This window comes from Sorangiineae bacterium MSr11367 (assembly GCA_037157805.1).
Classification (GTDB): Bacteria; Myxococcota_A; Polyangia; order Polyangiales; family Polyangiaceae; genus Pendulispora; species Pendulispora rubella.
Map to the genome: position 1 here is coordinate 9,325,892 of CP089983.1, position 18,069 is coordinate 9,343,960.

Genomic DNA, 18,069 nt, shown 5'->3' on the forward strand with positions numbered 1-18,069 from the left:
TATTCGATGGGCTCTGATGATGGCCGCGGTGATCGGGGTTGGGGCTTGCAAGGAGCAGAAGTCCGCGCCGCAGCGGGATCCAAGCGTCGAAAAGAGCGAGAGCAAGACCGAGGAGGCGGCGAAGGCGCCGGCTGCGTCTGGGGTGGTGGATGTCGTCATCATCTACGGCAGCGAAAAGAAGACGTGGCTCGAGGAGTCCGTAAAGAGCTTCGAGGCGGCGAAGAAGACCACCGCTGCGGGAAAGCCCATCAGGATACGCGCAAAGGCCATGGGCTCCGGGGAGTCGCTCACGGCCATCGTGAATGGCACGGACAAACCGCACGTGTTCAGCCCCGCATCGAGCGCTTACGTGTCGCTGCTCAATAGTGCGTATTCGCAGAAGACTCAGCGCACCAAGCCGATTGCGCCCGCCGGGGAAACCGTGGTGCTCTCGCCCGTGGTCATCGCCATGTGGAAACCCATGGCCGAGGCCCTCGGATGGCCCAAAACGTCCGTGGGCTGGGGCGATCTCCTCAAGGTCAATCTGGATCCCCGCGGTTGGGGCTCCAAGGGATTCTCCGAGTGGGGCCGCTTCAAATTGGGGCACACGCACCCGGAGTTCTCCAATTCGGGCTTTCTCTCCGTGCTGGCCGAGGCGTACGCGGGGGCGAAAAAGACGCGCGGGCTCACCGCCGCCGACTTGGAGAATCCCGCGACGAAGAAATTCCTCGAGTCCATCGAAGGAACCATCGTTCACTATGGCACCTCGACGGGATTCTTCACCGACAAGATGATTGCGCGCGGCCCAAGCTACATGTCGGCCACCGTCAGCTACGAAAACCTGGTCATCGAATCGTACCAACGGAATCCGCCGCAACCGATCATCGCCATCTATCCCAAAGAGGGAACGTTTTGGTCCGACCATCCGTATTCGATTTTGGATGCCGATTGGGTCGGGAAGGACGAGCGGGAGGGCGCGGAGGTCTTTCTGAAGTACCTCAAAGATCGCCCGCAGCAGGAGCGCGCACTCGCCCTCGGCTTCCGCCCGGGCGATGCCGCCGTGGCCATGGCCAGCCCCATCGACGCTGCACATGGAGTCGATCCCAAGCAGCCGCAAAACCTCCTCGAGGTGCCCGACGCCAGCACCCTGGAAAAGCTTCTCGGCGTTTGGCGCGAGACCAAAAAAGCGACCGACGTCGTGATGGTCTTCGACAAATCCGGCTCGATGAAGGGCAAACCGCTGGACGAAGCCAAGCGCGGCGCCAAAGGCTTCCTCGGCGTACTCTCCGAGCGCGACGAGGTCACCCTGCTCTTCTTCGACAGCCATATCTACCCGGCCGTGGGGCCGACCAAGATTGGCGCCGGTGGCCGCGAAAAGCTCGCCCAGCGCGTCGACGGCGTCATGGCCGACGGTGGCACGTCCCTCTATGACGCGGTGGACATGGCCTACGCCGAAATCACCAAGCGCGCGGCCAGCGAACGCGGGAAAATCCACGCCATCGTGGTGATGACCGACGGCAAGGACGAAGGGAGCAAAATGTCCCTTGCCGCACTGAAAGAGCGATTTCCCAACGAAGCGGATGCCCCCATCAAAGTCTTTACCATCGCCTACGGTGAGGGCGCGAGCTCCGAAGCGCTGGAGCAGATCGCCGAGGCGGCCAAAGGCTCGGCCGTCCGCGGAAGTGTCGAGAACATCAACCGGGTCTACGCCGATATGGCAGCATTCTTCTAAATGAAACCGAGCAGCCTACGCACGGTGACCAAAGCGGCCACGTCGGCCCTGAGCTTGGCCGTCGCCGGCACGGCCACGTTGGGCGCCGTCGCATTGCACTCCTGGTCGGTGGTGGCCCTCGGCGGCGTGGCCTACGCCACGCTCGTCGCCTGGGATCTCGTGAGCGGCAACGACACGAAGAAAAAGAAAGACGAGATTACCCTCCGCGATCCGGCGACGCGCTCGGCGATGCAAACCCTGTCCACCTCACGGCTCCAGCTCGATCGTGTGCTTCAGGAGACGTCGGAGGACGTCAAAGCCCATCTCGCCTTGGTGCTCCTCTCGGTCGACGAACTCGAGGCGCGCGCCACGCAACTCGCCACCCGCGCCGAAGCCATTGCGAGCTACTTGCTCACCACCGACGTGCGCATCGTGGAACAGGGCGTGCGCGAGCTCGAACAGCGCGTCCGCGACACGCGCGATCCGGAGGCGCGGGCGCACTACGAATCGGCGAAAAAGGCGCGCGAGGAGCATCTCGCCACGTTGGTCGAGCTCACCCACGTGAAGGAGCGCATCTTCGCCAGCCTGGTAACGATTTGCGCCACCATGGATGCACTGCCCGCAAAGGTCGTGCGCATGCGCGCGCTCGACTCGGCGGCGATGGACGCCATGACGGGAAACCTGAAAGATGAACTGTCGCGCATGAACGACGATATGCAATCGCTCGAAGAAACATTGAAGTCTCTGACGGAGGTCATCGTTTGAAAGCCAAATTGGCCATCGTTGCCGTTTTCTTCGTGGCCCTCGCCGTGGTGGTGTTCTTCTCTTTCAAAGAGAAGGAAAACCCGAACAAGGATCCGTCCGTACCGGCTTCGGCCTCCATCAGCGGCGCCGCCTCGATTTCCGCATCGGGAAAACCGCGCGAGGCGGTGGAGATCTCCATGCTGTACGGCACGGAGAAGAAAGACTGGATCGAGGACGCCGCGGCGAGCTTCGCCCAGCAGCACCCCGAGATCCGCGTCAAACTGATCGGCAAAGGCTCGCTCGACGCCGAGCAGGCCATTCTGGACGGCAAAGAAAAGCCGACCATCTTCAGCCCGGCCGATTCGATGGTGCTGAACCTGCTCGACTCGGATTGGCAGACGAAAACCAAGACGAACATCCTCGCCGGGGGCCAAGGCGACGACGCCCCGCAAACGCTGGTCATCACGCCGCTGGTCTTCGTCGCCTGGGAAGATCGTGCGGCGGCGCTGCTCAAGTCCTCGGGCAACGCGATCTCGTGGCACACCATCCGCAAGGCGGTGAGCTCTCCGCAGGGGTGGCCCTCTGTCGGTGGAAAGGCCGATTGGGGCTTCGTCAAATTGGGGCACACGGATCCGACGCTCTCCAATTCGGGCATGCAGGCGCTTTACCTCATGGCGCTCGAATTCTACGGAAAGACGGGCGGCCTCGAGGTGGGCGATCTGCTCAAACCGAATTATCAGGCCTTTCTCAAGGACGTGGAAAAAGGGGTGCAGAAGTTTGAGTCGTCCACGGGCACGTTCATGACGGACATGGTCCGATTCGGGCCTTCGAAATACGATATCAGCGTGGTGTACGAGAACCTGGCCATCGCGCAAATCGAAAATGCGCAGGGCCGCTGGGGCAATCTCAAAGTGTACTACCCGGCGGTGACGCTCTGGAGCGACCACCCCGTCGCGCTGCTGCAAGGCGATTGGATCACGCCCGAGCAAAAGCAGGCCGCACGAACCTGGATTGCCCACTTGCGCAGCCGCCCCGTGCAGGAGAAGGCACTGGCCTACGGGTTTCGCCCGGCCGATCCGGCCATCCCCATCAAAACGGGGGATGCGCAAAATCCGTTTACCAAGCTCGCCGCCTTCGGCATCCGCGTGGACATTCCGCCGGTCGCACGCGCTCCCGAGGGCGCGGTGATTCGCAACATGCTCACGCTGTGGAGCCGGACGATCGCGCCTGCAAGATGAACGAGAGCACGAAGGAGCAACAGGCGACCACGCCCACGCCGACGCTGCCGAATTGAGGAAACGTCCACGCGGTGAAGAACGTGGTGGCGACGACGCCGAGCTGCATGGCGCTCGCGCTGATCGAGAGAACGGTCGCGCGGCGCTCGCCCGCGAGATCGGCCAAGAGGGCTTGAAGTGCGGGCCCGCCGAAACCGGCGAAGACCGCCCAGAGCCAGAAGGAGACGAGCGTCGCGACGAAGGGAAACGATGGCACCAACGTGAGCCCGCCGATGCCGAACCACGTGCCCACGATGCCGAGAAGCACGGCGCGTTTGGTGCTGCCGGTCCATGAGACGGTGGGTGCCACGAGAAGGTTGCCGGCGATGGTCAGCACGCCGAAGCTCGCGAGCCACATCCCCGTCTCGGAAACACTGAGCGCGTAGCGCGTGCGAAAGATCTCGCCCGAGATGGCCATGACGCCGATGGTGGCGCCGATCCACAGCCCCTGCGATGCAATGCCCGCGGGAACACCACGAAGGGCGAAGGCGCGCACCACCCCCGCCGCCACGGACTCGACTTCCGTCCCGGCCCCCTCCCCCTCGGGGGTGCTGCGGTGGGGGATGGCCAACGCCGCCGATACCCACGCACCAATGCCGCACGTACCCAGAACGACGAAGGCCCAACGCCACCCGAATTGCTCGGTGATCCATCCGCCGAGCGCGGGGCTGGCGATGAAGCCGATGGTAAGCCCCATCATGGTGTGCCCCATCGCTGCGGGGCGCCGCTCCGGCGGAATCAAATCGCCCACCAGCGCAAACGCATTGGGCCCCAAGGCCGCCGCCGCCGACCCACAGATGAAACGCGCGAGAAGCGCCACGGGGAAGGTCGGCGCCGCCGCGACGGCGTACGTCGCAATCGTGAAGATCGCGAGCGACGGAAGAACGACACGCCGCCGACCCCATCGATCGGACAGCGCACCAAACAGCGGCCCCAGCACCGCACAGGGCAGTGCATACGCCGTCACCAACAGCGCGACACGCGCCGGCTCGACGTGAAAGCTCTCGCCCATGGGCGACAGGATGGACGAGAGAACGTATTCGTCGGCGCCGACCAGAAACATGATCAACGCGAGGGGGAAGACAATCTTGAAGTAGGTCATCGACACGTGAAACGGGACGGAGGCAGGGTCTGCCACGTCGCGGGGCCAATGTCACGTACCCACTTCGTCCCGCGACTTCTCTACACGGGTGGACGCGACGCCAGAGCACGCTGAATGGTGGCCTCCGCTTGCCGCAGCTCGTCACCCTCGAGCACCAGGCGCGGCGGGCGCACATGCACGCGACCTCGCCCCACACGCTCCTGCACCAGTTTGATCAATTGAACGAATTTCGGCACCGTATCCATGCGCAAGAGCGGCAAAAACCAGCGATACAACTCCGCGGCCTCGCGCTTGCGGCCTTCGAGCGCAAGGCGGTAGAGCGCCACGGACTCCGCCGGAAACGCGTTCACCAGCCCCGCGATCCATCCTGTTGCGCCCGCGTCGATGCCCTCGACGATGGCATCGTCGACACCGACGAGAATGTCGAGTCGCTCTCCGAGGAGCGCACGGATGCCGGTCACGCGACGCACGTCGGTGCTCGACTCCTTGACGGCCTCCAGGTGGGGAAACTCCGCGGCGAGCTCCGCGACCTGCTCGGGCACGAAGTCCGTGCGGTATGCGACGGGGTTGTTGTAGAGCATGCACGACAGCTCGGTGGCGGCGAGCACCGCGGCGACGTGCGCGTGCATTTCGCGCCAATCGGTGCTGTATACGTAGGGCGGCAAGACCATGAGCCCGCGACACCCGACGGACGCCGCGTGCTTCGCGAGCTCCACGGCCTCCGCGGTGCCCAGCGCCGAGATGCCCGGCACCACCGGCACACGCCCGGCGGCCGCGCCGAGGCACGTCTCGAGGATCTGCCGCTTCTCGTTCGGCGACAAGGTGGCCCCCTCACCGAGCGAGCCCAGAGGCACGATGCCCGCGACTCCATTGTCGATCTGCCAGCGGATATGTTCGGCGAGAAAGCCGTGGTCCACGGTGAGGTCGGCGTTGAACGGCGTGGTGATGGCCGGAAATACGCCTTTCCAATTCAGCTTCATAATGGGTCCTCCATTTGACTTTACGGCGGGGAGTTACGTTAACCTCCCACGCTAGAATTAATGGTATCGGTCCGGGCTCAGCGCCCGAATATCCATCGAGGGCGTTTCGCCCGAGACGATTTCCGCCACCAACTTGCCCGTGATGGGGCCCAGGCTAATGCCCATCATGGCGTGCCCCGTGGCGGTGCAAAGGTTGTCATGCCGCGACGAACGCCCCACGTAGGGAAGCCCGTCGGGCGAACACGGGCGCAGCCCGCACGACGGGGGCACGCCGTCGAAGTCGCCATCGGTGAACTCCGGGTAATAGCGTGTAGCGGCGCGGACGATGCCGCGCACGCGCACGGCGTCGATGCTCGTGTCGATGCCTGACAGCTCCATCGTGCCACCGAAACGCAGCGCGCTGCCCATGGGCGTGACGGCCACGCGCGCCTCGGTGAGGATAGCGCACGTCCTAGGCAGGCGGCGCGGATTGGGCAGGGTCAAGCTGTAGCCCTTCCCCGCCTCCATCGGAATGGCCAGGCCGAGTTCGCGCCCCACCTTGGCGGACCACACACCCGCGCAGAGGACGTACTCGTCGCCGGTGTGCTCGCCCGCGCCGGTCACCACGGCTTCGATGCGGCGGCCCGCGGTGCGAAAGCCCGTGACGTCCGTTCCCCAGAGCACCTGCACGCCGGCTTTCTCGTTGTACGAAAGCAGTGCATGCATGAGTTTTGCCGGTGTGAGATGGCAATCCATCGGATAATGCACACCACCGGTCACCTCCATGCGGACGTCCGGCTCCAACGCCGCGAGCTGCGCGGCATCGAGCACCGTCGCCGGAATGTCCAGCGCACGGGCCTGCTCGGCGATGGCCGCCTCCTCGGCGAGCCCGTGCTCCGTTTGGCAGAGCATGAGCAGCCCATTTTTGACGAGGCCCATCGCCCCGGGCAAAAGAAGCGCGTCGAGCTCCTCGAAGCAACGCCGGCTCGCGCGGTGGAGATGGCTCAAAAGCGGCGCGGCGAGCTGCACGCGGGCGGCGTTGGAGGCGCGCCAGAACTTGATTCCCCAATCGAACAGGTCCGCGCGCAGCCGCGGCCGCACGTAGAACGGGCTCTCCGGGTTCCACATCCAGCGAAGGCCCAACGCCACCATGCCCGGCGCGGCCAACGGCACGAAATGGCTGGGCACCACCATGCCCGCATTGACGTACGAGCACCCCTCGCCGGGACCCGCCGCGCGATCCAGCACCGTCACGCGGTGCCCCTTCTTCGCCGCGTAATACGCAACCGAGAGCCCCACCACGCCCGCGCCCACGACGACGACGTGCTTGCTCATCGCGAACCGATGCCCCACACCAACGGATCGCGCTCGTCGAGAATCAACGTGGCGTCGCCGGTGACGTACGCCGAGCCGGTGATCTCCGGGAGCACGTACCCCGGCCGCGTGGGGTCCAGCGTGAAGCGACCCTCGAACACGCTGCCGGTGATGCTCTCCTGATGCCACACCTCCCCAGGGCGAAGCTTTCCATCGGCATGGAGGCACGCCAGCTTGGCGCTGGTCCCCGTGCCGCACGGCGAGCGATCGTAGGCCTTGCCCGGGCACAGCACGAAATTGCGGCTCCCGCGCTGCACGCGGTTCGAGGGACCGAACACCTCGATGTGGTCGATCTCCGCACCGTCTTTGCCCGTGATGCCGGACGCCGTCAGCGCCTGCCGCACGCGCCACGTAAAATCCGTCAGCGCGTCCACGTTGGACAGCTCGAGGGTCAGCGCATGGTTCTCGATCAAGAAGAACCAGTTTCCACCCCAGGCCACGTCGCCGCTCACCGCGCCGAATCCCTTCACCTCGACGCGCGCCCCCGCGGTCAGGCGGTAACTCGGCACGTTGGCGATGGTCACGCGGCCGTCGGCGTGCAACTCCGCGGTGACCACGCCCACCGGCGTTTCAATCCGGTGCGAGCCCGGCCCAATGCGCCCCAGGTGCGCCAAGGTCACCACCAGGCCAATCGACCCGTGCCCACACATTCCCAAGTAGCCGGCATTGTCGAAAAAGATGACGCCCGCCACGCAATCGGACGACGTCGGCTCGCACAGAAGCGCACCCACGGTCGCCTCGGAGCCGCGGGGCTCGCGAACCACAGCGGTTCGAATGCGGTCGTGCTCCGCACGGAAACGCTCCCGCCGCTCGGCAAGGCTGCCGTCCCCCAACGGCGGCCCTCCGGCCAGGATCACGCGTGTCGGCTCACCTCCCGTGTGGGAGTCCAGCACCCGGATTCGCATCATGCATCGAACGTACCCCCAGAGTCTTGTTCCGTCTTGAACGATTGGCCGATCGGTCTCACGGAAATCTGCATATTATATTCGCATGCCGAATGCCGAGAGCCTATCGCGCTGGGCCACCCTCTTGGCCGACCCTGCCCTTCTACAACACTTGTTCGACAAGCTTCCCGACGCTGTCTTCTTCGTGAAGGACCAAACGGAACGCTATGTCATGGTCAACGAGACGCTGCTTGCGCGATGCGGAATTGCGCACAAGTCGGACCTGATTGGCCGGACCGCCGAAGAGGTCTTCCCCGAGCCACTGGGCACCGGCTACACGGCGCAAGATCGACAGGTGCTGAACACCGGACGCGAGATCGAAGACCGCCTCGAACTCCATATGTACCCCAATGGCCGGCAGGGCTGGTGCCTCACCTTCAAAACGCCGCTGCGCGATCGCGCGGGCGCCGTGGTAGGCCTCGTGGGCATCTCACGCGATTTGCATCGGCCCAACGAGCAGCACCCGGAGTATGGGCACTTGGCCGAGGCGCTCGCCTTTCTGCAAACGCGGTTCGACGAGCCGGTGCGGCTCGAAGAGCTCGCGCGCAAGGTGGGGCTCTCGATGGATCGCTTCGAGCGCCTCGTCTCGCAAGTGTTCCATCTCACACCGCGCCAGCTGCTGACGAAGATCCGCATCGAGGCCGCCTCACGCCTTTTGCGCGAAGGCGACGAAGGCATCGCCGCCATCGCCCACGCGTGTGGGTACAGCGATCATAGCGCCTTCACGCGTCAATTCCGCAGCACGGTGGGCGTCACCCCGCTGGCGTTTCGGCGTTCCCAGCCGTGACCAATCGCTCCAACGCGGGCTCCAGATCCGGAGAATCGGGAAGCCGAATGCCGAAGGTCGCTTCCAGCGTGGCGCGCAACTCGGCCACGCTGGTGAGCGTTCGACGCTCGGAGGGACCACTTAGAGGATGCATCGCGAGCTCGTTGTTGCGCAGTGCGTAGCGTTTTCCCGGTCGAGGGCACGCCACCATGAGCGTGTTCAAAAAATGCGACGCGGGGTTGGTGCAGAGGTACCAACTCGATATTTCGTAGTCCTGCACGAACTGCGGCGTCCGATCGAACCGATAGAGGCGCCGCCAGACATCGCCGGTGAACACCTCCACGATGAAGCCGACCCCCATCACGTCGTCGACGGGCAGCAGGCGAAAGCGCTCGTGCGGCGTGGGGTGCTCGACGTTCGGCCGAAATAGCAGCGGCCCCGTGAGGGTGACGCCGCCGAACCCCACATCGGCGAGGTATTCACCTTCCTTCAACGCGACGCAAAGAAGCATGTGCGAACGCGCGGTGATCGCGCCTTCCTCGCGCTGCCACAAGACCCGCGCGGCGTAACTCGTGACGTGAAAACCCAGGGTGTCGAGCACGTGACGGAACAACGTATTCTGTTCGAAACAATACCCACCGCGCCGCTCCACCACGAGCTTTTGCTGGAGCGACTCCGCATCGAGTCGCACCGGACGACGCAAAAACGGATCGATGTTCTCGAAGGCAATCGCCTGCGGGTGCGCCAGATGCAACGCGCGGAGCGTCTCCAACGTTGGCGTACGGGGCCCCGTGTAACCAATTCGTTGGAAATATGCATCCAGATCGATGGAATTCGTCGCCATGGAGCGATGCTAATAGGGCGCATGGGCCGCGGAGTTAAGTATGCTCCGCCCCAACCGTGAGAGGAGATTGCACTATGGATCGCGCGAATCTGCGACACCTTGGCGTCGTCGCGTCGCTTGGGATGGCCTTTGCCGTGTTGCCCGCCGAATCGGCGTCCGCTTCGCCTTCAGGAACGGCCCCGCAAGCGGGTCCTGGGGCGAACGAAGAGGTTCGCGTCATCACGGGCCGTTTCGAACCGGGTGCGCCCGATTGGGGGTACGTACCCGTCGATATTCCGGCAGGCGTGAGGGAAATCGCAGTTCGCTATTCATACGATCGCCCTGCCACGCCACCGGGCGTGCCCGGCAACGCGCTCGACATCGGCATGTTCGACAACGACGGCGATGAGCTGGGGAACGCCGCGGGATTCCGCGGATGGTCGGGTGGTGCGCGCGACAACTTCACCATCAGCCGGAGCGCGGCCACGCCGGGCTATATCCCGGGGCCCATCACGCCGGGGCGGTGGAATGTCATCTTGGGACCGTACACCGTGGCGCCGCAAGGCCTGGAGTGGCGCGTGGAGGTCACGCTTCGCTACGGAGAGCCGGGGCCGGCGTTCGTTCCGCACTATAGCCCGACGCGCATTTCGGGTCGCGGCCCTGGATGGTACCGCGGCGATTTGCACGTGCACTCCGTGTATTCCGACGGCAAGCGAACGCCCGCCGAGGTGGCCGCCGCAGCCCGCGCGAGGCAGCTCGATTTCTTCGTCTCGACGGAGCACAACACGCAGAGCGCGCACGCGGTGTGGGGCGATTACGCCGGTCCGGATCTCTTGATCGTCACCGGTGAGGAGGTCACCACACGCAATGGCCACTTGGTCGCGGCCGGCCTCACCCCCGGCCAATGGATCGATTGGCGCTACCGCGCGCAAGACGGGCAACTTCCGCGATTTTTGCGAGAAATCCATCGCTCGGACGGGGTGGCCATTGCCGCGCACCCGTATGCCACGTGCGGCGCCTGCGATTGGAAATTCGGATACGAAGGTGTCGACGCCGTCGAAATCTGGAACGGTCCCTGGACGGCGGACGACGAGCAGGCGGTAACCCTCTGGGACGGCATGCTGCGCGAACACGTGCAAGGAAAGGGGATTCGCCGATGGCGGCCCGCCGTGGGAAGCAGCGACGCGCACCGCGAGCCGCAGATCGTCGGGTTACCGCAAACCGTGGTCGAAGCGAACGAATTGAGCCGACGCGCCATTCTGGACGGCGTGGCGGAAGGCCGGAGCTACATCGCGGAATCGGCCGAGGTAAAGCTCGAGATGAGCGCGCACAACGGTCTCTTTCACGCGGGGATCGGCGAGCGGCTCCTGGCCCTGCCGCAAAGCTTGGTGGGGGTCACCGTCACCGTGGCCGGCGCGCCGGGAACCACGGTCCGACTGGTGACCGATCGGGGCGAGGCGTACACGTTCCCGGTGGCCTCGGCCGATCCGGCGACGTTCACCTGGACCACGTTCGCACGCGACGCCGCGTACGTGCGTGCCGAGGTGCGACGGCCCAACGCCGAAGCGGTGGCCCTGAGCAATCCGATCTTCCTGGGCCTCGTCCACCCCGCTCAATAGTGGCTCTTGCCATCGATCAATGCATTTTGTGAGGCGGTGCGTACGGCGTAATTGAAGCCTTTCTGAAGGCAATACGCGCCGTACTCACCGCTCTTGGAGAGGGCGAGGAAGCCCACCTGGATGTCGCGCGACTTCTTCGGTTGCCGCTCCACGATGCGCTCGACGGCCAAGCGGCACGCATCCTCGGGCGAGTGCTTCTGACGCATCAATTCGACGACGAGGTGGCAACCCACGATTTTGACCACCTCTTCGCCGACCCCCGTGGCCGTGGCCGCACCGATGGCATTGTCGACATAAAGGCCCGCCCCGATGATCGGCGAATCGCCCACGCGGCCGTGCATCTTGAAGGCGAGGCCGCTGGTCGTGCACGCGCCCGAGAGATTGCCGTTTTGGTCCAAGGCAACCATCCCGATGGTGTCGTGGTTTTCGACGTTGATCACCGGTTTGTATTGCGAGGTCTTCTGCCACTCTCGCCACGCCTTTTCCGATTCGGGGGTGAGCAGGTTTTCCTTTTTGAAGCCGCTCTCGAGCGCGAATTGCAAAGCGCCGTCGCCCACCAGCATGACGTGCGGCGTGTTCTCCATCACCTTCCGCGCCACGGAGATGGGATGCATGATGTGCTCGAGGCCGGCCACGGAGCCGCAATTTCCGTGTTCATCCATGATGCACGCGTCCAAAGTGACGTGCCCATCGCGATCGGGCCGGCCACCGTAACCGACGGTGGTCACGTTCGGATCGGCCTCGGGAACGCGAACGCCCGTCTCCACCGCATCGAGCGCGCGGCCACCGGCGGAGAGCACCTTCCACGCGGCTTCGTTGGCGGGCTGACCGAAATTCCAAGTCGAGATCACGATGGGCTTGGTCACGTTGCCTCCTGTAGTGCGTGCGGCGCGTCCCACCGCGGTGGGGGAGCCGCATCCCAATAGTGCAGTCAGCGTTAGCTTCAACCATTCACGACGCGTCGTCATCGGTCCTCGCGAGGGCTCATCAGGCGCTCGAGGCGCTCGGCGATGGTGCGCGCGTTCATCGCGCCTTTGTACACGTAAAGTGCGCTGGGCAAATCCTCGCCCAGTACGTCCTCGCTCACGCGAAGGCGCGAACTGACGGCGAAGAGAATGTGCTGCGCGAGCCCCGCCTGCACCAGCTCGATGCGCTTCCACACGGCGGCGCGGCTCCAATAGCCCATGGCCTCGAGGTGCACCGCCTCACGCTCACCGTCGCGGGTGCGCTCGAAGACCAGGTCCGGGACGCAGAGCCCCACCCCGGGCAGTTCGAGGATGGCCGTGCTCGGCGACACCGTCCACGGGGTGCCCAAGGCCGAAAAGGTGCGCACCAGGGTCTCGAGCTCGTCGGGTAGCGCGGGCTCGGCCTCCTCCACCCCGGCACCGCCCTCGAGGCGGAAGGTCAACGGCGTGCGCTCTTTGCCCCAGCGGATGCTCGCCTCGAGCTTCCACGCGTCGCACGCATCGAGCGCCGGCAGCACCATGGCTAGCTGGAGGCCGTACTTGGTGACCGATTCGAAGAGACTGAACGGCCCGTCGATGACCACGCGATGCCCCTCGTCGGTCTTCTCGATGGTGTGGAGCAGCCGCAGGAACTTGAGCCGGCGAAAAAAGGCCCTCAGCGCGCCCGCCGATGCACAGCGCACGTCGACGCGAACGCTGACCGCGCGAAGAAGCACGGCCTGCGCCTGCGCGCGCTCGTACGAGGCCACCAAGGTCTTCGCGCCGGGCGCATCGACCGCGAGAAGTTTGTGCGCACTGCGCAAATCGGAAAAGAGGGCGCGCTCGATGGCCTCGCGCGAGGTCTGGCGCTCCTGCGCCACCGCATCGAGGAGCGCCTCGCGGTCGAAGTGCGCGCCGTCTTCCAATTCGGCACGCGCCGCGCTCGCGCGGCTGAACACATCGTGGCGCAGCTCCTCCGGATCGACGTCGTCCGACGCGTCGAACTCGCACCGATCCTCGACCAACTTGGCCAGCCCGGCCTTGAGTCGATGGTCGCGCGCCTCGACGTCGATGCCATCGATGGCCGCGTCGAGCTCTTCGCGGGTGCGCCCCACGTGCGCGCGAACCGCCTCGAGAATTTGCCCCGCGAGCACCTCCGCGCGCGCACGCGCCGGCGCGTCGAACGCAACCAAGCGCAGCTCGCCGGCACGACGCCGCGCATGCACCAGATCAACGGTAAGCACTGTGCTCCCGGCGGCGGTCGCTGGTGAACGTCTCGGTCGTGGAGGCGGTGACGAGCTCGTAGAGCACGGCGCGCTTGTCCCCTTTCTTGCGCAGGATGCGCCCGAGCCGCTGCACGTGCTCGCGCACGGAGCCGCTGCCCGAGAGGATCACCGCCACGTTGGCATCGGGCACGTCGACCCCCTCGTTGAGCACCTTCGAGGTGGCCAGCGCGCGGTACGTCCCCGCCGAAAACGCCTTCAAGATGGCGCTCCGCTCACGCACCTTGGTCTGGTGCGTGAGCACCGGCACGAGAAACCGTCGCGCGATGCCGTACGCCGTGGCGTTGTCCTGCGTGAACAAGATGGCGCGGTCGCGCCGGTGCAGGTGAAGGAGGTACTGCAGGTATTCGAGCTTGGCCTTCGGCGCGAAGGCCAGCTCGCGCTGCCGTCGGTAAGCCGCCATGGCCCGGCGCCCCGCGGCGCTCTGCGAGGACATCATGATGAACTCGCCCCACCCCGAAGGCCGGCTCATTCGGATGCCGTGGCTCTGCACGAAGTCGCGGTAGATGGCACGCTCCGCATCGTGCTCCTCGCGCTCCTCCGGGGTGAGCTCGATGGAGACGCACTCCGTTTCGTACTCCGCGAGGTACTCGCCGGACAGCTCCACGATGTCCTTGCGGTACGCCGTATCGCCAATGAGCTCCGTGAGCAGCGCCTCCCGCCCGTCGGCGCGCTCCGGTGTGGCGGTGAGCCCGAGGCGGTACGGCGCAAGGCAGGCGCGAGCCGCCAGCGAATACGCGGCGCTCGGCAGATGGTGGCACTCGTCGAAGACGACCATGCCGAACCGCGCACCGAGGTGCTCGGCATGCAGGTACAAGGAATCGTACGTGGTGACGGTCAGCGGCTGCACGTCGTGATCGCCGCCACCGACGAGGCCGACGTGCACGCCGAACGACGTGGCAAGAAGGTCCATCCACTGGCGCACGAGATCCAAGGTGGGCGCGACCACGAGCGTGCTGCGCCGCTTGTCGTCGATGGCCATCAGTGCGACGTGACTCTTGCCCGCGCCCGTCGGCAGCACGACCAACCCGCGACCGCGCTGGGCGCGCCACGCGTCCACCGCCTCGCGTTGGTAGGGCCGCGCCTCACGATGCACGCGCAAACCGCCTTCGAGCTCGACGTAGCGCCGCGCACCGTCCTCGTACGGGAGCTTCGTGCCCACCAGCCACCGCACGACGGGCGCATAGGCAACGGCCGGCGCGCGATGGCATTCCGTTCGCTCGTCCCACGCCATGGCCGGCAGCACGGCCGCATCCCGCTCCAATCCGCGGATCTCGAGGGTGCCGGATACGAAGGAGAGCGCGATGGTCATGCCGTTTCCAACGGCCAATGTATCCGCAAAAGCCTCCGCGCCGGGCAAAACGGAACCACGAGGGAGACGCCATCGTCGGCCGGTTCGAGCGCGATCGGTCGCTCTTGCCCGGTGTTGAGATCGGTGAGCGTCCCAAAACAGATCTCCGCCGCCCGCGGCAGCCCGCGCAGCACCAGGCGCGCGAGCCCCGCACCGCGGCGAACCTTCAGGCTCACACATTGAAACGGAGAGAACGCATCGCCGGCATTCCGCCGCCGCGCCTCGCCGACCGTGCGAACGAGCGCCGAGGTCGCCCGGTACGAGGTCTCCCCGGGATCCACGCGCAAGGTCACGCGTCCGTTCGGCTCCACACTGACGCGCTCACCGGAGATCTCCGCGCGCGGCAACGCATCGAGCGGCTCTTGGTACGAGCGCACCGAACCGGGCGGCGTGCCGAGCCGGCGCAGGCACGACACGTCCCAGAGCCCCACCCCGCCGGGCCGCAGAAGGAACTCCGCCTCGTCGGACGCCACGCGCACCTCGGAGATGCTCGGCCCCTCGACGCGGCTGCCCTCCCACGAAGCGCCCTTGCGCGTGGCCCGCGCCAGCACCTGGCGCACGTTCGGGCGCGTCCCCTTCGGCGAGAAGAACACCGTCTCGATGGAGATGTCGTCCCCACGAAACGTCACCGCATTGAACGAGGGCCACAGAAACGTGCGCTCCCGCGGCCCGAGCGCGCGGTATTGCTCGAGCGTCCCCGAGCTGCCCGCCGAGGCAATGAGCACGTCCCCATCACCCGCCTGCGTCGCACGCAGCAGGCGCGCCGTCGGGTAGTGCTTGTGCCCATGCAGCACCACCGTGGCCGACCCCAGGGAGCCCAAAAGGGTGAGCGTCGTTCCCGCCCCCAGGGCGGTCATGAACAGCTCTTCGCGATCGGCGAAGGAGACGAGCCACGGAAGGAAGCGCTGCACGAAATTGCGCTCGAACCAGGTCGTGTGGGACGTATCCATCACCCCCACGTCCGTGACGGGCGTGGGCACCAAGTGATGGTGCAGCAGCAGGACGACCGGCTTGTCGCATCCGACGATGCCGGGCACCGCCAGCAGATCCGTCGTGCGAAAGAGTCCCCCCGCGGAGATCTTGCCCTCGATGGCGTGCGTGGAATCGTAGGCCACCACGTTCACGCCGAGCACACTGGAGAGCTCGTGCACCGAGTGCGCGAGCGGCTCGTCCGCGTTGGGGGCATGCACGTAGGTGCACCCATCGCCGGATACCGCAGCCTCGAGGTCCTGCATCGCGCGCGTGCTCCAGGGCGCGAACACGCCGCCGATGCGTCGATCGTGGTTGCCCGGCAGGAGCACGATCGGCGCCGAGCCGATGACCTCCCGCAGGTCATGCACGAAGCTTCGAAAGACATCGGCAATGCGCTCGGCGGGCGTGTCCGAGCTGTCGATGAGGTCACCGGTGACCACAAGGCCCACGCGGACATCCGGCCCCGCCTCTTCGACGACCGTTCCCACGGCCTTGCAGAGGAGCTTCCGGAGTTCCGGGGCAGGATCCCGTTCCTCGGTTTTGCAGAAGTGTAGGTCAGAAAGATGCAGAAGAAGCGCGTCGCTCACGATCACGGCGACCATACTTCAACGTGCCGACCCCGAGGCACCCTTCCTTTGCAGGATTGACACACGCCGGCCATGTGGCGTCGCATACATCGCTCAGCCATGAACCTTTTGCGCCACGTAGGGATGGTGTGCAGCGCATGGGCCGTGCTTCTCGGCGCGTGCCACACCGACGAACCGATCACGGCCGCGACGGAGACGCCGAACGAGTCCGACCCCGCCGACATGGACGATCCCGCCGTGTGGGTGCATCCGACAACATCGGGGCAATCGCTGATCGTGGCCGCCGCGAAAAAGGGGGGCCTTCGCGTCTACGATCTCGCCGGCCGCTTGGTGAGAAGTTATCCGAGCCATGGCAATCGATTCAACAACGTGGACGTGCAATACAATTTCGATCTAGGCGGCACACGGATCGACATTGCCGTCGCGAGCGATCGGCTGAAGGACCAACTCCGCATTTGGAAGATCGACCCTGCGGCAGAAAACGGACCGCTCGTGGATATCACCGATCCCGAAATCGGCCGCCTTTTTCCGACCCGGCCCGATCCGGCGGATCGCGAACACAAGACGGTGGAGAATCCAAATGACGGAAAGAATACCGCGTATGGATTGACGCTTTATCGCAACAAATTTGCAAATAAAATTTACGCATTGGTCAATCAGAACAATGAGGCGCTCATTGCCCAATTCGAATTGGTCGCACGCCCCGGTGGAAGGGTGGGCATGGCCCCGATTCGAAACTGGATATTCCCTTACATTTACAAGGGGCAGGATCTGACGCAGGAAGACGAGGCCGACCCCACGAAGGACTTCAGTCCCCAGTTCGAGGGGATGGCCGTCGATCAAGCACGGGGCACGCTCTACGCCGGGCAGGAAGACGTAGGCCTCTGGCGCATCGACCTACGCAGCGGCATCGCGGACGCGCGTCCGTTCTACGAGACCACCGCGTTCGACCCGCAAAGCAAAATCGCGCGCGATGTCGAGGGCCTCACCATCTTCTACGCCCCGGGCGGCAAGGGCTACCTGCTCGCCTCGAGCCAAGGCCAAGCCCACGGCGAACCGCCGCTCGCCCCGCAACCGGGCCTCGACGACACCTTCGCCATCTTCACCCGCGAAGGGGACAACGCCTACCTGGGCAGCTTCTCCATCTCGGCCAACCCCGAGCTCGGCATCGACGCCGTTCAAGAGTGCGACGGCGCCGACGTCACCAACGTCTCACTCCCCGGCTACCCCCACGGCCTCTTGATCACCCAAGACGGCTACAACGACGACAACTTGAGCGGCGATCCCTCGGCCACCAACCTAAAGTTCACCCCCTGGGACCGCATCGCCCTTCCCCAAGGCCTCACCCTCGACTCGACCTACGACCCCCGCACACAGGAGTGACGAGCTCCACGGAGTGATGAGACGCATGGAGCGCCGGCATCCTGCCGGCGGTCCGCCACCTTTTAGATGGCTCGTCCATCTCAGCGCCGGCTAGACCCGGCTAACCGCCGGCGCTCCATACGCTTTTCAGGAAATGGGGTGACCGACGGGGATCGCTCGTTCCTGTACGGAGGCTTTGCGAAGTACAGGAACGACGACTCCCCGGAGTGAGTCCGAAGGGAGCTCGCTCCATGAGGAAATGGGGTGACCGACGG

General features: G+C 65.4%; 15 protein-coding genes. 6 read left to right on the forward strand and 9 right to left on the reverse strand.

What is annotated here, in order from left to right; translation table 11 throughout:
* Positions 1 to 16: 16 nt before the first annotated feature.
* Genes LVJ94_35785 through LVJ94_35795 form a run of 3 tightly spaced genes read left to right on the forward strand, consistent with a single transcriptional unit; the run spans position 17 to position 3,672 of the window.
* Positions 17 to 1,711 carry a VWA domain-containing protein gene (locus LVJ94_35785; protein WXB02266.1) on the forward strand — a complete coding sequence of 565 codons (1,695 nt, stop codon included), beginning with the start codon at positions 17 to 19 and terminating at the stop codon, positions 1,709 to 1,711.
* Complete coding sequence (locus LVJ94_35790) at positions 1,712 to 2,455, forward strand: hypothetical protein (protein ID WXB02267.1); 744 nt, start codon at positions 1,712 to 1,714, stop codon at positions 2,453 to 2,455.
* Complete coding sequence (locus LVJ94_35795) at positions 2,452 to 3,672, forward strand: substrate-binding domain-containing protein (GenBank protein ID WXB02268.1); 1,221 nt, start codon at positions 2,452 to 2,454, stop codon at positions 3,670 to 3,672. The genes LVJ94_35790 and LVJ94_35795 overlap by 4 nt, the downstream gene beginning before the upstream one ends.
* Here LVJ94_35795 and LVJ94_35800 read toward each other — a convergent pair.
* The 4 genes from LVJ94_35800 to LVJ94_35815 are packed head-to-tail and all read right to left on the reverse strand — an operon-like array spanning position 3,635 to position 8,051.
* Positions 3,635 to 4,846 (reverse strand): MFS transporter, encoded by a 1,212-nt coding sequence (locus LVJ94_35800; protein ID WXB02269.1) that lies wholly within the window; start codon positions 4,844 to 4,846, stop codon positions 3,635 to 3,637. The two genes, LVJ94_35795 and LVJ94_35800, sit on opposite strands and share 38 nt — an antisense overlap.
* Positions 4,847 to 4,890: 44 nt before the next feature.
* A complete protein-coding gene (locus LVJ94_35805) occupies positions 4,891 to 5,790 on the reverse strand; it encodes a dihydrodipicolinate synthase family protein (protein WXB02270.1) in 900 nt (299 codons plus the stop codon).
* A 57-nt stretch (positions 5,791 to 5,847) separates the two neighbouring features.
* Positions 5,848 to 7,104 (reverse strand): FAD-dependent oxidoreductase, encoded by a 1,257-nt coding sequence (locus LVJ94_35810; GenBank protein ID WXB02271.1) that lies wholly within the window; start codon positions 7,102 to 7,104, stop codon positions 5,848 to 5,850.
* Positions 7,101 to 8,051 carry a proline racemase family protein gene (locus tag LVJ94_35815; GenBank protein WXB02272.1) on the reverse strand — a complete coding sequence of 317 codons (951 nt, stop codon included), beginning with the start codon at positions 8,049 to 8,051 and terminating at the stop codon, positions 7,101 to 7,103. The genes LVJ94_35810 and LVJ94_35815 overlap by 4 nt, the downstream gene beginning before the upstream one ends.
* An 82-nt stretch (positions 8,052 to 8,133) precedes the next feature.
* Here LVJ94_35815 and LVJ94_35820 point away from each other — a divergent pair, with 82 nt between their 5' ends.
* Entirely contained in the window at positions 8,134 to 8,874 is a 741-nt protein-coding gene (locus LVJ94_35820; GenBank protein ID WXB02273.1) for an AraC family transcriptional regulator, read from the forward strand.
* Here the strand turns inward: LVJ94_35820 and LVJ94_35825 are convergent.
* The gene (locus LVJ94_35825; GenBank protein WXB02274.1) at positions 8,840 to 9,697 is read right to left on the reverse strand and encodes an arylamine N-acetyltransferase; all 858 of its coding nucleotides are present in this window, start codon (positions 9,695 to 9,697) and stop codon (positions 8,840 to 8,842) included. The genes LVJ94_35820 and LVJ94_35825 overlap by 35 nt on opposite strands.
* Before the next feature lie 74 nt (positions 9,698 to 9,771).
* Here LVJ94_35825 and LVJ94_35830 point away from each other — a divergent pair, with 74 nt between their 5' ends.
* Complete coding sequence (locus tag LVJ94_35830; GenBank protein WXB02275.1) at positions 9,772 to 11,295, forward strand: CehA/McbA family metallohydrolase; 1,524 nt, start codon at positions 9,772 to 9,774, stop codon at positions 11,293 to 11,295.
* On the opposite strand, the gene LVJ94_35835 is transcribed toward LVJ94_35830, so the two are convergent.
* From LVJ94_35835 to LVJ94_35850, 4 genes are all read right to left on the reverse strand, one after another.
* Entirely contained in the window at positions 11,289 to 12,161 is an 873-nt protein-coding gene (locus tag LVJ94_35835; protein ID WXB02276.1) for a N(4)-(beta-N-acetylglucosaminyl)-L-asparaginase, read from the reverse strand. The genes LVJ94_35830 and LVJ94_35835 overlap by 7 nt on opposite strands.
* A 98-nt stretch (positions 12,162 to 12,259) precedes the next feature.
* The gene (locus LVJ94_35840; GenBank protein ID WXB02277.1) at positions 12,260 to 13,483 is read right to left on the reverse strand and encodes a DUF790 family protein; all 1,224 of its coding nucleotides are present in this window, start codon (positions 13,481 to 13,483) and stop codon (positions 12,260 to 12,262) included.
* On the reverse strand, positions 13,470 to 14,834 hold the full coding sequence (locus tag LVJ94_35845; protein WXB02278.1) for a DEAD/DEAH box helicase family protein: 1,365 nt from the start codon (positions 14,832 to 14,834) through the stop codon (positions 13,470 to 13,472). The genes LVJ94_35840 and LVJ94_35845 overlap by 14 nt, the downstream gene beginning before the upstream one ends.
* Positions 14,831 to 16,432 (reverse strand): metallophosphoesterase, encoded by a 1,602-nt coding sequence (locus tag LVJ94_35850; GenBank protein WXB02279.1) that lies wholly within the window; start codon positions 16,430 to 16,432, stop codon positions 14,831 to 14,833. Before LVJ94_35850 ends, LVJ94_35845 begins: the two co-directional genes overlap by 4 nt.
* 99 nt (positions 16,433 to 16,531) lie before the next feature.
* On the opposite strand from LVJ94_35850, the gene LVJ94_35855 reads away from it, so the two are divergent.
* Complete coding sequence (locus LVJ94_35855; GenBank protein ID WXB02280.1) at positions 16,532 to 17,815, forward strand: phytase; 1,284 nt, start codon at positions 16,532 to 16,534, stop codon at positions 17,813 to 17,815.
* Positions 17,816 to 18,069: the final 254 nt, after the last annotated feature.

Coding starts and splice junctions, on each gene's coding strand:
- LVJ94_35790 (WXB02267.1), top strand. CDS start 1,712: ATGAAACCGAGCAGCCTACGCACGGTGACCAAAGCGGCCACGTCGGCC.
- LVJ94_35830 (WXB02275.1), top strand. CDS start 9,772: ATGGATCGCGCGAATCTGCGACACCTTGGCGTCGTCGCGTCGCTTGGG.
- LVJ94_35845 (WXB02278.1), bottom strand. CDS start 14,834: ATGACCATCGCGCTCTCCTTCGTATCCGGCACCCTCGAGATCCGCGGA.
- LVJ94_35825 (WXB02274.1), bottom strand. CDS start 9,697: ATGGCGACGAATTCCATCGATCTGGATGCATATTTCCAACGAATTGGT.
- LVJ94_35805 (WXB02270.1), bottom strand. CDS start 5,790: ATGAAGCTGAATTGGAAAGGCGTATTTCCGGCCATCACCACGCCGTTC.
- LVJ94_35820 (WXB02273.1), top strand. CDS start 8,134: ATGCCGAATGCCGAGAGCCTATCGCGCTGGGCCACCCTCTTGGCCGAC.
- LVJ94_35785 (WXB02266.1), top strand. CDS start 17: ATGATGGCCGCGGTGATCGGGGTTGGGGCTTGCAAGGAGCAGAAGTCC.
- LVJ94_35810 (WXB02271.1), bottom strand. CDS start 7,104: ATGAGCAAGCACGTCGTCGTCGTGGGCGCGGGCGTGGTGGGGCTCTCG.
- LVJ94_35815 (WXB02272.1), bottom strand. CDS start 8,051: ATGATGCGAATCCGGGTGCTGGACTCCCACACGGGAGGTGAGCCGACA.
- LVJ94_35855 (WXB02280.1), top strand. CDS start 16,532: ATGAACCTTTTGCGCCACGTAGGGATGGTGTGCAGCGCATGGGCCGTG.